Annotated in this window: 15 protein-coding genes; 6 read left to right on the plus strand and 9 right to left on the minus strand. The window is 63.1% G+C overall.

Features of this window, described 5'->3' with window-relative positions; translation table 11 throughout:
• The first annotated feature begins 23 nt into the window (after positions 1 to 23).
• The 4 genes from BW971_RS19100 (at position 24) to BW971_RS19115 (ending at position 3,128) form a co-directional block, all read left to right on the plus strand.
• Entirely contained in the window at positions 24 to 320 is a 297-nt protein-coding gene (locus tag BW971_RS19100) for a contact-dependent growth inhibition system immunity protein (RefSeq protein ID WP_143690473.1), read from the plus strand.
• Between the two features lie 190 nt (positions 321 to 510).
• Positions 511 to 924 (plus strand): hypothetical protein, encoded by a 414-nt coding sequence (locus BW971_RS19105; protein ID WP_076482674.1) that lies wholly within the window; start codon positions 511 to 513, stop codon positions 922 to 924.
• 37 nt (positions 925 to 961) lie between these two features.
• A complete protein-coding gene (locus BW971_RS21755; protein WP_200799476.1) occupies positions 962 to 1,501 on the plus strand; it encodes a hypothetical protein in 540 nt (179 codons plus the stop codon).
• Positions 1,479 to 3,128: a nuclease-related domain-containing DEAD/DEAH box helicase gene (locus BW971_RS19115; RefSeq protein WP_076482676.1), complete on the plus strand. Its 1,650-nt coding sequence runs from the start codon at positions 1,479 to 1,481 to the stop codon at positions 3,126 to 3,128. The genes BW971_RS21755 and BW971_RS19115 overlap by 23 nt, the downstream gene beginning before the upstream one ends.
• Positions 3,129 to 3,149: 21 nt before the next feature.
• On the opposite strand, the gene BW971_RS19120 is transcribed toward BW971_RS19115, so the two are convergent.
• The 4 genes from BW971_RS19120 to BW971_RS19135 form a co-directional block, all read right to left on the minus strand.
• A complete protein-coding gene (locus BW971_RS19120) occupies positions 3,150 to 4,313 on the minus strand; it encodes a permease (protein ID WP_076482677.1) in 1,164 nt (387 codons plus the stop codon).
• A gap of 17 nt (positions 4,314 to 4,330) precedes the next feature.
• Positions 4,331 to 4,921, minus strand: coding sequence for a YdhK family protein (locus BW971_RS19125; RefSeq protein WP_234974499.1), 591 nt, complete (start codon positions 4,919 to 4,921; stop codon positions 4,331 to 4,333).
• 43 nt (positions 4,922 to 4,964) lie between these two features.
• Complete coding sequence (locus BW971_RS19130) at positions 4,965 to 5,675, minus strand: YoaK family protein (RefSeq protein WP_076482679.1); 711 nt, start codon at positions 5,673 to 5,675, stop codon at positions 4,965 to 4,967.
• A 144-nt stretch (positions 5,676 to 5,819) separates the two neighbouring features.
• On the minus strand, positions 5,820 to 7,034 hold the full coding sequence (locus BW971_RS19135; protein WP_076482680.1) for a TY-Chap domain-containing protein: 1,215 nt from the start codon (positions 7,032 to 7,034) through the stop codon (positions 5,820 to 5,822).
• Positions 7,035 to 7,161: 127 nt separating this feature from the next.
• Between BW971_RS19135 and BW971_RS19140 the strand changes: the two genes are divergently transcribed.
• Positions 7,162 to 8,538 carry a ClC family H(+)/Cl(-) exchange transporter gene (locus tag BW971_RS19140; protein ID WP_234974500.1) on the plus strand — a complete coding sequence of 459 codons (1,377 nt, stop codon included), beginning with the start codon at positions 7,162 to 7,164 and terminating at the stop codon, positions 8,536 to 8,538.
• A gap of 33 nt (positions 8,539 to 8,571) precedes the next feature.
• Here BW971_RS19140 and BW971_RS19145 read toward each other — a convergent pair whose 3' ends face one another.
• The 5 genes from BW971_RS19145 to BW971_RS19160 form a co-directional block, all read right to left on the minus strand.
• The gene (locus BW971_RS19145; protein WP_076482681.1) at positions 8,572 to 10,062 is read right to left on the minus strand and encodes an HNH endonuclease signature motif containing protein; all 1,491 of its coding nucleotides are present in this window, start codon (positions 10,060 to 10,062) and stop codon (positions 8,572 to 8,574) included.
• A 244-nt stretch (positions 10,063 to 10,306) separates the two neighbouring features.
• Positions 10,307 to 10,849 carry a hypothetical protein gene (locus BW971_RS22025; protein ID WP_234974501.1) on the minus strand — a complete coding sequence of 181 codons (543 nt, stop codon included), beginning with the start codon at positions 10,847 to 10,849 and terminating at the stop codon, positions 10,307 to 10,309.
• Between the two features lie 111 nt (positions 10,850 to 10,960).
• Positions 10,961 to 12,526: a TNT domain-containing protein gene (locus tag BW971_RS19150; protein WP_234974502.1), complete on the minus strand. Its 1,566-nt coding sequence runs from the start codon at positions 12,524 to 12,526 to the stop codon at positions 10,961 to 10,963.
• Positions 12,523 to 12,816 (minus strand): WXG100 family type VII secretion target, encoded by a 294-nt coding sequence (locus tag BW971_RS19155; RefSeq protein ID WP_076482683.1) that lies wholly within the window; start codon positions 12,814 to 12,816, stop codon positions 12,523 to 12,525. Before BW971_RS19155 ends, BW971_RS19150 begins: the two co-directional genes overlap by 4 nt.
• A complete protein-coding gene (locus BW971_RS19160; RefSeq protein WP_234974503.1) occupies positions 12,809 to 13,147 on the minus strand; it encodes a WXG100 family type VII secretion target in 339 nt (112 codons plus the stop codon). Before BW971_RS19160 ends, BW971_RS19155 begins: the two co-directional genes overlap by 8 nt.
• Positions 13,148 to 13,363: 216 nt before the next feature.
• On the opposite strand from BW971_RS19160, the gene BW971_RS19165 reads away from it, so the two are divergent.
• Positions 13,364 to 14,704 carry an MFS transporter gene (locus BW971_RS19165; protein WP_076482685.1) on the plus strand — a complete coding sequence of 447 codons (1,341 nt, stop codon included), beginning with the start codon at positions 13,364 to 13,366 and terminating at the stop codon, positions 14,702 to 14,704.
• Positions 14,705 to 14,713: the final 9 nt, after the last annotated feature.

Raw genomic sequence — 14,713 nt, forward strand, 5'->3', positions numbered from 1 at the left:
TATCCAACAGATCGGAGGAGATTATGAATTATCTCGAAGAATTGGCCAAAGGTTACCTACACCAAGACTACGACATCTATGGTGGCGACGTTTGGGATGCGTTACAAGCGTTCCTTGATGACAACGGCGGGCGCGCGGCCGCGGTCGGTCTCACAAGGGAGATCGACGAACTTTTCCGTCGCACTGCAAATGACGACGGCCGAGTCGCGGCGGAGCTGCTTGCTCTAGGGATACAAGTCGGGCCTACATCGGAGGAAGAGACTTTTACGCAATTCTTGCAAGGGATTAGGAAACGCGCGATACGCGTTGCATCTGATTGAGGTCGGCGTTTAATGTAATGACTTTGGTGTCAACCCTGAGTCCTGCTCCCTGAGTCGGTCAACGTGCGCAGATCGTGAGTCGTGACGGAGGCTGGGACATCCGAGTGCGGAACGACGCGGGCAATTATCTCGATGAGTACGGCAACGTCGTGCAGCCCAGCCTCGCGCACGGAATTGAGGTCATATCCAAATGATATCTTCGGGGCTCATTGATATTCAGAAGGCCCTTACCGCCTTGGATCATCTTTCTGAAGGTCTTCTCAACCATTTTGAGTTCGTCAACAATGGTTATTCGGTCTTGCTCGCTTTCGGAGTGTTCTCTCGCCCAGCGAGCGGGCCGTATGCAGATGTGAGCGAGATGTGGATCTGCCTTGACGCAGTAATGCGGCTGAGATTCGAAGGTGCACTGACCAATACGATGGTACGGGCACCCGACCGTATCGATGCAGGACTTACTGAAGTCGCGCTCGTGACCGTCGATCCAGTCGACGGCGCTGTGGTGCTTCGCTGTCAATGGGAAGGGGCACGCGAGGTCGAGATTCACAGCGCAAGGGTTTGGGTCAGTGACTCATACAATGAGCTGAAGGAAGTTGTGCAACTATGATTTCTTGCGAGGCAACGTCACTGGCCAGGTTCGGTCGGTGATGGAGGCGGTGTTATTGGATCAACGCCTTCTCCCCAAGCGATTCAAGTATCCTCCGGAGTTGTTGCGTCTGGCCGAGCTCGAACTGCTCTTCTTTGATCCCTGGGACACCATGACCGGCGAGTCGCTTGAAGTTCGAATGAGTGGTCTCGCTGACCGTTATCCCGACCGAAATCTTGTCCCCTTCGCGAGGCGAGAGGACAACGATGACGTGGCTTGCTTTGAAATTCTCAATGACCGACAGATTGTGGTCTTAATTCATGACTTCGCATCCCCTGGTTGGGAGGGGAGGCGCGAATTCGACAGCTTTCGCGAGCGGTTTCATATCGCAGTCGAAGAAATGTTCGACTCCTCTGAACTGAACCGTGTGATCTTGCCGCGCGCGAATGCCGGCGACCTGCTGACGAAATTTAGCATCAACGGTTCATACTTCAACGCCCCGATAACTGTGGTTACCTCGACGCATGTACGCGAAACGCTCCACCCGGTCCGACGCAACCAGCGCGGTGTGACCCGTGCCGATCACCATCCCGCCTGATCCGCAGTTCGTCACCGGTAGCGAGGAAGCGGTGTGGAAGCGGTTGCATCAGCAACTGATGGACGAGGATCTGCTGATCAGCGGTCAGCGGGTCACCGACCGCGACAAGGATCACGAGATCGACTTCGTGGTCGCCATCGAAGGAGCCGGCATCGTGTGCCTCGAGGTCAAGGGCGGGGACGTGTGGCACGACGGCACCACTTGGCGGCAGGGGTATCGAGGCAACCACAAGTCGATAGACCCCGTCACCCAGGTGCGCGGCAGTTGCTATGCACTGCGCAGCTTCGTCGAGTCCGATCCCCGGTGGACGCAGGGTCGCGTGCGGTGGACGCACATGGTGGTGCTGCCCTACGCCGAGATCGAGGATGACTTCGAACTTCCCGACTGCCCGCGGTGGAAGGTGATCGACCGCAACCAACTCGACCAGTTGCTGCCGCTGATCCGGGCCGTGTCGCTCAAGCAGGCCGGCGGCCTGCCCCATCTGAGCACCCGAGGTATCACCCAACTCCAGACAGTGCTCGGCGGACGCGGCCTCCCGCAACTCGACGTGGTCGCCCGCGCACTGGAGCACAGTGACACCGCAGACGCCCTGACCGCTCAGCAGTCGGTGATCCTCAGTGCAATCCGCGAGCTCAAGCGAGTCGAGATCAGGGGAGGAGCGGGTAGCGGCAAGACATTTCTGGCCGTCGAGCAGGCGAGACGACTGACCAAGAGTGGTCTACGGGTTGCGCTGATCTGCTATTCCCACGGACTTGCCTCCTACCTCGAACGCGTCACCGCTGGACTGCCTCGCAAGGAACGACCGGCGTACGTTGGCGAATTTCACGAGCTGGGTAAGCGGTGGGGTGCCGCCGACGGGCCAGACGAGAGCATCCGTGACTCGACGTCGGCGAATTTCTGGGAGCATCAACTACCCCGGCAGATGGCCGATCTGGCTGAGGAGTTGGCCCCGGGACAGCGGTTCGACGCCGTTGTCGTCGACGAGGCGCAGGACTTCGCCGACGAGTGGTGGAAGCCGACGCTGGCGTGTCTGAAGGACCCCGACGACGGCCGGGTCTATGTGTTCAGCGATGAGGGACAACGGGTATTCGACAGGCACGGGTCGCCACCCGTTGATCTGGTTCCGCTGATACTGGACAACAACATTCGCAACACCCGGCAGATCGCCACCGCATTCAAGCCGCTCGTCGGGCACAGCATGCAGGTCAAGGGATCCGACGGACCCGAGGTGCGGTTCGTCGCATGTTCTGTCGACGACGCGTTGGACGTGGCCGACGAACAAGTTGATCCACTGCTGGACGAAGGGTGGCGGGTTGAGGACATCGCGCTCCTGACGACGGGGAGCCGACATCCCGTGCAGGTGGAACGCCAGGCGGCGGGTAACGAATCGTATTGGAACACGTTCTGGCAGAACGACGACATCTTCTACGGTCACGTGCTGGGCTTCAAAGGCCTCGAGCGCAACGTGGTGATACTGGCGCTGAACGAGACCAGTGGCCGCGATCGGGCGCGTGAACGACTGTACGTGGGGCTGTCCCGTGCTCGCGATCAGTTGGTGGTGTGCGGCGACCCGCAGTTCATCCGCGATGTGGGGGGACAGGATGTTGCAAAGCGGCTGGGCGTGTGAACATCGCGGCCGCGAGGCTCATCACCGATCTCCATGCCCATGCGCCCCCATGTCCGGAGAGCCGCCCATCATGCGGAGCATCCCCACACCGCCCGTGCGAACGAACCGTACGACGAGCACGGCGGCCACCACCGCGGCAACGATGTTGAGCCACGTGGTGTAGTTCCAGCTGATTCCGGCGTCGCCGGTGAACGCGTGCCCGGGCGCGGGCACGAGGTGCAGGAGTCTGAACAGTCCCTCCACGACGTAGCCTCCGGCCACCATGCTGAGGTAGAAGGCCGCGACGATGCGCAGGGTGACCGCCCAGCCGTAGTACTTCCGGTAGATGGCGATGATCGGCAGAATCAACAGGTCGGCGAACAAGAACGACACCACCCCGCCGAAGCTGATGCCGTCGTTCCAGAGGACGGCGGCAAGTGGAACATTGCCGATGGAGCAGACGAAGCTGGCGATCGCGATGATGGGGCCGACGATTGGTCCCCAGAACACCGACAATGCGGGGTGACTACTGAGAAACAGACTCTGCCAAAATGTCTCAGGTACCCATGCGGCGACCGCGCCGGCGATCACCAGTCCGATGACGATGTCCCGCAGGACCGCTGCCCACTCCATCACGAAGATGTGACTGACGGATGTCAACCCACGCCCGCTGAACAATCGTGACCAGATCGACCCCGCGCCACTCACGGACATGTCCATGGCGGCATGGCCTTCCATCGACCCGGCCACCCCTTTGTCAGCTTGCGCGCGGGCGTCGGCGATCAACCTCTCGCGCAGGACCACACGAAATGCCAGAGCCACCAGAACGATGATGATTCCTCCGCCGGCGAACTCGGCGAGCGTGAACTGCCACCCGAGCAGCAGCGCCAGGATGATTCCGAGCTCGACGACGAGGTTGGTGGACGAAATCTCGAACACCATCGCGGACGTGAAGCTCGCGCCCTTGCGAAACAGGGACCGGGCCAGGGCCACCGCGGCATAGGAACAGGATGACGAGGCCGCACCGAGGCCGGCCGCTTTGACTATCGTGGCCGGCCGGTCGTCGCCGAGCGTGCGCGATACGCTATCGCGCCTCACGACGGCCTGGACGACCGACGCGAGAAGAAACCCGAGGACCAATGACCAGCCGATCTGCCACGCCATCGTCCCGGTCATCCGCAGCGCGTCGATGACTGCGTTCACCATGGCTGCACGTCCCCTTCTCAGTTGGCAGCCGTCATCTCGTCCTCGACAACCCACTTGTGGTTCTTCATCGTCATGCCGTCGGACTCGTAGTCGACGACGTACACGGTCTGGTCTGTCGAACTGTCGATGGTGGCGGCTGCCCCGTCCATGCCGTCCATGTGGTCGGCCGTGAGGACAACTTTCGTACCGTCGGCGAGACGCCGGGGACCGGCGTCCCGAATCTCCTGCTGCACCACCCATTTGTGGTCGACGATCTCTGCGCCGCCGGTGGTGGGGGTGAAATCCACCGCGTAACTGTAAGTGGAGTAGGCGCCGACCACCGTCGCCGGCGCACCGTCCATGCCGTCCATGTGGTCGGCGGTCAGCGTCACCTTGCTGCCGACCGGGAACTTGGGGTTCGACGCCGTGCTGATCCCGGCCGGAACAGGGCCATCGTCGGTGCGGTGTTGCATGGACGTCGACGACCCCATTTGCTCGTGACCCGCGGCGGTGTGGGAGGCGTCGTTGTGGTCGTCGGAACCACTGGAACAGGCCGTCATCGTGGCGAGACACAACGCCGCGGCGCCCAGAGTGAGTCGGCGCACGCGGGGCTGATGTCGGATGCTCATGGCACCACCCTATACCCCTAGGAGGTACCCGTACATGTCTGGATTACCCCAGGATCGTCTTCCGGTCGGTGTGAAAGAAAGTCACCAGTGTGGTGACACCACAGAGGGCCGCCGCGGCGAACAGGACGTATCCGCCACCGACGAAAGTTCCGATGATGCCGCCCACGACGGCTCCGCCGATGAACCCGGCGTACAGGAGCGCATACCCGAGCCAGTCGTAGACCGTTCCGCCGCCACGGGCGTGGCGTTCGATTCCCTGCCCGAGCTTGACCAGCGTGCCGGTCACGTAGCTCAGCGGGATGGAGACCTCACCGTTCTTCACGAACGCGGCGTTGAGGGCGCCGACGGAGAACGCGACGATGATGATGGGCACATAGGTGACGTCGTTGGCATCGAATCCGTTGAGCGCCAGGTCCATCGCGCCGGCGACGAACAAGCCGATGGTCGTCAACACCGTTGTCCCGTGCGGGTGGTTCGACCAGAAGCGACGTCGGCAGTACATGGCGACGGCGACCCCGGCCACGAACGCGACGATCAAGAACCCCGCATTCAACGCCGTCGGCCCGATGATGCCGCGGTCCTTGGTGGTCCCGAAGCCTTGGAGAGCCGCACGTTCGGTGTTGCCGGTCATGAACGTGACGAAATAACCCTGGGAATCGAGGAATGCTGCCGCACCGATCATCCCGGCCACGCCGGCGAGAAGCCACGAGAGTCGGGCCTCGGGTCCGACGGCGTCTGCTCTGGTGATACGCATATTGCACAGTAAACGAGTAGTAAAGAAACCGCCGCGCACCTGGGTTCGGGATGGCGGCTATGACCGAATGCGAGAACAGTGGCCGACTGCATCTGCTGGTCACGGCGCTGTGGTGATGCTCGACACACTGGCTGGGGACCGGCGTCAGCCGGAGGGGCGGGTGCCCTTGTGCTTGGTGGTCTTGTCAGGAGGATTCGGTGCCGCCTCCATGTCGCGCACGAGGTGAAAAGCGGCCAGCAGGCTGTGGGTGAGCGTTCTCCACGTCTCGGCCTCCCGCTGATGGGCGAAGTACTCGAGAGTGTCGTCGTTGGCGCCGGCAGTCTTGGCGGTCTTGACGTAATGCGCATAACGCCGTGCAGAAGCCTTGACGTGCTGCAACACGGCGTGCGAGTCGTACCCACACAGCATTGCGATCTCCTCGACGTCGAGCCCTACGCCGTACGGCGCCTTCTTGAGGAGCAGTGCCAGCGTGTCGTGTATTGCGTTCAGGCTCTTCTTGCGGCCCTTGGCAGTACGATGCTTGATCTGACGACGGATCATCGGTACGTCGTTGCAGAAGGCGAGCCAGGTGGCCACCGCGGCGTCCAGATGGCAGTGATGAAAAACGCCCAAGGTGACGCGCATCCGTGCGATCACCTGTCCGTGGTCGAGGCACAGATTGATGTCGGGCCATCGGTTGGATTGGTGGATCAGGTACTCACCTGCGGTGGTGAGGTCCGAGACCGAACCGAGAACGACGGCGGAGAACTCGATGGCCGGCCCCGTATGGGGCACGATCATCCGTCCTTCGACGTGCATTGTCGGAAGAGAGATGTCTCCCACCGAGTTGACCTCCGGGTCGAAGCCCAAGATGTCAGGCATGGCCCCGAGTACCAGACCCAGTAGTTCGTCCCGGTCTTGGGGACAGACGCCGAGCTCGAATGCTGATTCTGGCCGGGGCCGAGGCGTCAGCGGGTCATCAGAGCCGTCATTGCACGTCAGAAAGGCCGGGTCCACGGCTCCCCACGCCTCGCGGAATACCCGAACGGTGGCGACAGCGATCTCGTCGGCGCGTTGTCGTACGGCACCGAGGATGTAGACGCCGCGGTTGGTGGGCTTCCAGCCTGCGACGAACAACGTTCGCACCTGGGGTGCCCAAACGTCGAACTCGGTCGGTAGATCGTCACCGTCGACGGTGGCGCGAACACGACGCGAGCTGGTGAACGTGAACGTCACCACGCCGTGCGGACCGCTGCCGGAGTCGGCCTGCTCGACCCGGAGCTCGACGCCGCGTCCGAGCGTGGCCAGGCGGTCGGCAAGACGGATGCGGAAATCGCGCCAGGCGCGTTCCACGGCGTCGTCGAAGGGATCTGTATCCATTGCTTCGTCCTCGCGGTGCTGAGGGGAGCCGATGGGAAGGGCTCGACCCTGGGAAACGCAGCGTACGAGGAGGGTGTGACATCGCCCGGATCGCGCGGCGACGTCAACACGCGGTACAGATACAGGTGTGAACATCGGAGCGGACAGGATGAGCCGATGGCTGCGCAGTGTGTTCACCGGATCGCAGTTGCCCACCGCGCATCCCGTGGATGACAGCGGGGAGGGTGCCGAGAGCCTGATCGGCTTCGTGATCGCTGCCGCGGTGGTCGGCGCGCTGACGGGACTCGCGGCCGCGAGTTTTCGGATCATGCTCGACGACGCTTCGGCCTGGCGCAGCTCGCTCGCCTCGTGGGCGCACGGCAGCTGGTGGGGTCTGCTCGTGTTGGTGGTGACCTGCTCGGTGTCCGTCACCGCGGCTGCTGCACTGGTCCGGCGTCTGGAACCCCACGCCGAAGGGAGCGGCATTCCGCGAGTCGAGGCCGTCGTCGCTGGACGGGCTGAACCGGATCGGTTCCGGATTCTTCCGATCAAGTACGCCGGCGGACTTTTGTCGATCGGCTCGGGATTGGCCCTAGGTCGGGAGGGTCCGTCGGTTCAGATGGGTGGCACGATCGCGGTGATCGTTGCCACCGTGACGCGGCGCCCGCTTGCCGATCTGCGGATCCTTATGGCGGGCGGTGCCGCTGCCGGATTGGCGACTGCGTTCAACGCACCCATCGCCGGCGGGGTGTTCGTCCTCGAAGAGTTGGTCAAGAGATTCGATCCACGCACCACGGTGGCCACACTGGTCGCCTCGGCATCCGGGTTCGCGGCTGCATACCCGTTCACCGGTTCTGGCACAGACTTTCATATGCCACCGTTGCACGATCCGCACATGGCAAACGCCGGTTGGGTGTTGGCGGTGGGCGTTGCGACTGGACTGTTGGGTGTGTTCTACAACAAGGCGGTCATGATCGGGCTGTCGATCGCCGACGCGAGCCGACTGCCCGCGGAGGTTCGTGCCGCATTCATCGGAATAGTTGTGGGCGTTGTGGTCTGGTGTGCACCGGATCTTGCAGGTGGCGGCGACAACCTCACTCAGCACGCGCTCCTCGGGCACGGAACCATCTGGGCTGTGACCGGTGCGCTGGCGTTCAGGTTCGTATTCGGAGTCGTGTCCTATGCAGCCCTCACTCCCGGTGGCCTGTTCGCCCCGATGTTGGTCCTGGGCGCGGACGTCGGTCTGATTGTCGGGCTGGTGGCGAGAGACCTGGCGCCTCATAGTGCTCCGGACCCGGCTGCGCTCGCACTGATCGGCATGGCAGCGTTCTTCACCGCGAGCGTGCGTGCTCCCGTCACGGGCCTCATCCTTGCCACTGAGCTCACCGGGACCACGAATCAGCTCCTGCCCATGCTCGGCGCGTGTGCCGTCGCGATGCTGGTCGCGCTCACGCTCCGGTCTCGCCCGATCTACGACCTGCTCACCGACCGGGCGGCGAAGAGCGGCGCGAGTCGTTCTCCCTGAGGCATGTTCGTTGTGTGGCCACGCGATGGATGTTCAGAACGGTGGTGGGTCGGTCGTGTCGTCTTGTTCCCGTGCGCAACGGTTGCGTTCGCGTTCGGTGCGGCGTCGGACGTGTTTGTCTTCCAGGCGGGGTCGGCGTCTGGTGGGTGGCTCCGGCGTCGATGGTGGTGGCCCGTTGGGTGGGGCGGTGAATTCGATGTGGTCGAGTTGCGGGTGCAGGTCGAAACCGGTGTGGGCGGGCCCGTCGACGGTGACCCCTTCGGGGGTGGTGATGGTGACCTCGGGGCGCCCGTGGTCGTCGATGGTCTGGTCGTCGAGGAACTCGGAGAACGTCTTCACCCCGTGATGGAACGGGCACTTGGAGTTCATGTCCTCCGGGGTGGTCTGACCGCCCCGCTCGGGGTTTGTGTGGTCGTATTCGGTGACGTGGTCGGCTTCGCACCGGATGGCGGGCTGGTTGCAGCCGGGCCACACACAGTAGTGGTCGCGTATCCACAGGAAACGTTGCAGCGCAGCTGATGGTCGGTACGGGTCGGCCGGTTGCGCTGCTGGTGCTGTCGTCGGGAGGGGTCGGATGATGGTGTCTGGCCGCTTGACGAGGTCGCGGACATGCTCGGCGGAGACGACGCCATGACCGGGCATGAATCCAGGCTTACCGCCGTGCTTGAGGTGGGCGGTGGTGTCGGCGACGACGTGCACGACCACCGAGGTGCCGGGCCCGGTCGGGGTTGCGTCCCAGCCCTGGGCGGCGGTGCAGTCCGGATCACCGCACAGGCATTCCCACGGGATGCCGGTGGTCAACGCGACCAGCGCGTCCGACCTGCGCGCGGCCGTGGTGCGCGGGTCGTTCTTACAGACGTGGTCGGCGGCGGCGTGCACGCGTTGGGCCAGGAGCAGGGTGTTCTCCGCGGTCATGCTGGCACCTACGGTGCCCATGCCGTCGGCGTCGTTGTCGGTCCAAAACGCGCGGGCGTCCTTGGCGACCTGCCGGCGTTCACGCACCGCGTCGGGGTCGTGGGTGTAGACGGTGCGGTCGACCATGTCCCGCAGCCGGTTCGGCGACCACGAACCCCTGCGTCGCAAACACTCTGCGATTTCCGCATCCACCATGGCGGCAATGGTCTCGTCGGTGATCAGGTCGGTGCGCGACACGATCGTCCGGATGTGCTGCGGAGCGACCTTCCCGTCCCGCAGGCACAACAACACCTGCGGCAACCGATCCCGCAGTGCGACTGCCCGTGCCAGCAGTCCCTCCGCAGCCACCTGGCTGATCGACAGGACTGTCGCGATACGGGCGGCACACAACGCGGTCGAATCGATCATCCGATAATCGGTGAGCACCTCCTCACCCACCAACTGTGAATCCAACTCGGCGGCAATGCGGTACCGCTGCCACTCCAGAAACGACTGACCCGCCGTGGCGTGCACCATCTCCGCAAGAAGGTCGTTGACCGGGGCACCCTCGACGTCGCCGAGCAACCCGAATGCTGCCGGTGACTCACCCGCCCAACGACTCTCGCTCATGGGTTCGATTATAGGGACGAGGCCTGACATCGACGATGGCTCTGTCCTATGGAAGCTCGCGCCGACAACTTTCCATACTCGAGACTATCTTCCTTGCCAATCGCTCTGGTTCACCGCTCTTCTCAACGTGAGCCGGCTCTGTGGATCTTGGATCGACGCAGCGATGCTCGATCTGTCGTCGCGGCGACACTCAGCAGCAGGTCCAGCTAACCGCTTATCTCAGGACTGGCAGAGGACTGCAGAATCAGGTGGTGGTGTCAGGGACTGACAAACCCAGACTGGGGACGTCAAAGCTAGCCGAGTACATGTCGTTGATATCACGAAAAGACCTCACGATGGTATGAGATGTGCGGGTGTCGCCGGTGCGTGTCATGTAAAACTCTTGAGGGTCAGACGATTTGAAGTACACGGTCCTGGGGAAACCGTTAGTGCCGGATGCTCTTCGCGAAGTCCAGCCAGGTGCCAACCCCGCGGCGTCAATGGACTTTCTTAGTGAGTTCCATGCGGTGGGGTCAACCAAGGTAAGTGTGATCTCAGCAACCTGCCTGAAGAGGAAATACTTTGACGCAAAGATGAAGGAACCAAAGGACGCATCTACTATATCGTCGAAATTGCTTCCACGGGTTTGGCCCGATTCTCGAATCGAGAACGAATCCTGCTCCTGAAGAATCGAGTAGTCGGTAAACCCCTCGCTGGTGCGTCGGCGAGCGGGACCACTGGGCACTTGCAACCGAGGCCCGTCGAGATATGGACTACCGAACAGCAGGATCTCGTCGGGGAATCGCATTCGCGGAGCAACGCTAGCTTGGATTCTTTGCCAAAACGCCATCGACGCGAGGAAGTCTGGCAATCCGTCCCAGGACTTCCTTGAATCGGATGGGGCATCGCTGTCTGGCAACTATTTCACCTGCCTGATTACTCCTGCGCGAAGCAGGTCTTCCACCGAGACTTGCGAACTTGTCTCCTTATCGTATACGAGCCACTGGTGTCCACCACCTTCTTTTCCAAATGCTGGAGCTATCGAGTCATCGCGAACCTCGAGGTTCGGCGGCCATGGTTCATCCGTAGCAATGTATTTGTGGTATGCGCCCGCGTTACCGGGCGCGAGGGCGCGTGCATCGTAACTAGCCCCGTCATTGCCCATGAATTTTCCGCTGGGTCCGCCGAGCCTATCGAGTTCTGTTCCCGCAGGAATTCTATCGCTGACCGCGGGAGGGCCCAGAAAGCCGTCATTGGGAGGGTACTTCCAGCCGCCCTTGTCGGCGTCCCAGTACTTGTCCAGGATCTGATCTGGCGTCATATTCCGATATGGGTTGTTCGCGACCGCTTCGTCTGCCATCTCACGAGGTACACCGGCGTCGAGCAGCGACTGATGCAACTTCGCGGGGTCAGCCGCATTCTCCAGTTCCCCGTGCGCCCAGTCCGGAATTCGCTTCAGCGCACTGGCCAATTCCTCCGCACGGACTGCGCCCTTGCCCAACTCCATACCGAACACGGTGGCCCGGCTCCCCATGAGCGCGCCGAGGTCCCCGGCGGCCGCACCGACCGGGTCCAGCAGGTATGAGGCGGGTCCCACGATGCGCCCGACGGCCGCGCCGAAAACACGGATCAACGCGGCTATGCGAGCCCCGACCTGCGTCGCACGCGCGGCTCCGGCCGCCGTCGCGAGGACGTCACTGAGCCCCGCGGTCACCAGGGTGAGCAAGGCTCCGATGACGAGCCCGCCGACGAGTTCGCAGGTGAGTTCGGTGACTTCCTCGGAGGTCTTCTCGCGCACCTCCTTGATGTGAGTCGCGTACTCATTGCACATCTTTGCTGCGCCGTCGAGCGAGTCCGCCAGACCGCCCAGATGCCCCGAGATGAGGCGCGCCTGATCCCGTGCCGGTCCCACCTCGACCGATCGCTCCTGCTCGACCGGCGCGATGGCTTTGTCAACGTCGCCCTGGCGGGTGCGCACACAGGTAGCTGCCGAGGTCCACGCCTCGGCGGCCGCCTCGAGCTTGGCGGGATCCCCGTCGGGGAAGACCTCGCCCTGAAGGAATTCCTTGATCTTGTCCCAATTCGACGGTTCACCGGGGCCGCCGAATGAGCTGCCGACCGAGACAGTGGGGATGGTCTCCAGCGCGGTGGGACTGCCGGACGGGTTGGTAGGGGTACACAGGGCGAACCCCTGGTCGGCATTGGCATGGTTGATCGCCGAGGCATCGAGCAACTCCGACATCTTGCCGCACGCGTTTCCCAAGAACGCGATACCGCCGAGCAGGCTCTTGTCCCCGTTGACGAGACGGTCGTACGCGGAGCTGAATGTCCTGCCACTGCCGTCTGAACCGGCCATTGAGCTCGTCGACTGGAGGCTGAAATACAGCTTGTCCAGGTCACCGCGAAGGCCATCGCGCACACCCGAGAAGCTGTGCGCAGCTTGGGTGAATGCGGCAGGTCGGACCGCTACGGTGGTGGGCGTCACGGCCACATCTTCTGATGAAGTTCCTGAACCCCTGTGTAGGCGCGGTGCGAGTGGTCCGCGGATCGCGCGATGTCACTGATCCCGTCGCGTAGATGACCCATCCCCTCGACCCAGCGCTGATGCGCGTCGCGGTGTGCTTGAGCAGCCTCGCCGCGCCAGGTGATGTGCAGGCGGTCGATGTCCTTGTTCAGCGCATCGACCTGGTCCTGCGCGCGGGACACGAATGCGCGCAGATCGTTGACGAACTGTTCGACCTCGCTCAGGTCGACCCGGAACGCGCCGTCAGACATCGAGATTGAGGTAGCTGGTGGTCGCGGAACCCTGGATATCGTCTGCGCTGTTCGTATCGCTGGACCGGAATTGCGCTCCCGACTCGTGGAGCGCGCGCCCGAGATGTTCCAGGCTCGACAGGATCTCCTGGAAGCCTTCTTCGCACTCGGACCACGGCCGCGTGTAGGACTTGGACGCAGTACCGGTCCAACTCCCTTCGAACAATGACCGTGCTCGGTCGCGAATCTTCTCCCAGTCGTCCGATATCTGCGATCGCGTTCCGTGCACGCGCTGCGCGGCGGTGGACAGGTCGCCGAGGTCGACGGTCATGTCGTCCCGATCAGATCCCACGATCACCACCCGCTTTCCTTCTCGCTGTCACCCACCGTCGTTGTCGTTGCTAAATACTAGGGGTCGAGGTTGCCGACCGGTGCGCAGCCGTCGTTCGCTCGATCGACGCGATCCGACTCTGCGCACCGGGATCGCGAGGACAGGTGACCACCCTTCGGTTCACGCTGATCGTTAGTCTGGCCGACCTGCCCGATTCGCCGGTAACTTCTGCGGGTCATGGCCCTTTCCTCGCCCGGATCCGTGACCGCTGTACCGCTGCCGCCGGTCGAGAGCGACGCCGAAACCCGCGCACGCCTGCGCACGGTCACCGCGGCAAGCCTGCTGGGTACCACCGTCGAGTGGTACGACTTCTTCCTCTACGCCACCGCCGCGAGTCTCGTCTTCAACAAGTTGTTCTTCCCCGACCAGAGTTCGCTGGTCGGCACGCTGCTGTCTTTCGCCACGTTCGCGGTGGGCTTCGTGATGCGGCCGATCGGTGGTCTGGTCTTCGGGCACATCGGCGACCGCATCGGACGCAAGCGCACTCTCGCGCTGACCATGGTGCTCATGGGGCTGGCGACCACATTGATGGGCGTGTTACCCACCGCGGCGGCCGTGGGGGTGGCCGCACCGATCCTGCTGTTGGTGCTGCGCATGATCCAGGGATTCGCGTTGGGCGGGGAATGGGCGGGTGCGGTCCTGCTGGCCGTCGAACACAGCCCGGCGCGCAAGCGCGGGCTGTTCGGCAGCATCCCGCAGGTCGGGCTCGCCCTCGGACTCGCGCTCGGCACGGCGGTGTTCGCACTGCTGCAGGTGGTCCTCGACGACAAGGCCTTCCTCGACTACGGCTGGCGAATCGCGTTCGGGATCAGCTTGATCCTGGTCGTCGTGGGACTGGTGGTGCGGCTCAAGGTGGACGAGACCCCCGCCTTCCGGGAACTGGACCGGTTGTCGCGCAAGGCGAGCGCACCGATCAAGGACGTGGTGATCCCGCCGAACACGCGCAACACCGTCCTCGGCCTGCTGTCCCGCTGGGGCGAGGGCGCGGCGTTCAACACCTGGGGCGTGTTCGCCATCAGCTATGCCACGGGTTCTCTGGGTTTGCATCGGGTTCCGGTTCTCGTGGGTGTCAGCATCGCGGCCGTGGTGATGGCCCTGTTGCTGCCGGTGTCGGGGATCCTGACCGACCGTCTCGGCGCAAGGCGGATCTACACCATCGGTATCGCCGCCTATGGCGTACTCGTGTTTCCCGTGTTCGCACTCTTCGGCACCAAGAACCTGATCTGGTTCACCATCGCGATGGTCGCGGTGTTCGGGGTGGTGCATGCGCTGTTCTACGGCGCCCAGGGCACCCTGTACGCGTCGCTCTACCCCACGGAGATCCGGTACACGGGATTGTCGGTGGTGTACCAGATGTCGGGCATCTATGCCTCCGGTCTGACACCCCTGATCCTCACCTCGCTCATCGCCGCCGGCGGTGGGACACCGTGGATCGCGTGCGCGTATCTCGTGGGCACCGCGGTGATCAGCGTCATCGCGACGTCGCTGATCCGGCGCAGTGACGTGCATTTCGAGTGACGGTGGGTC

The sequence above is a fragment of the Williamsia sterculiae genome (assembly GCF_900156495.1).
GTDB lineage: Bacteria > Actinomycetota > Actinomycetes > Mycobacteriales > Mycobacteriaceae > Williamsia_B > Williamsia_B sterculiae.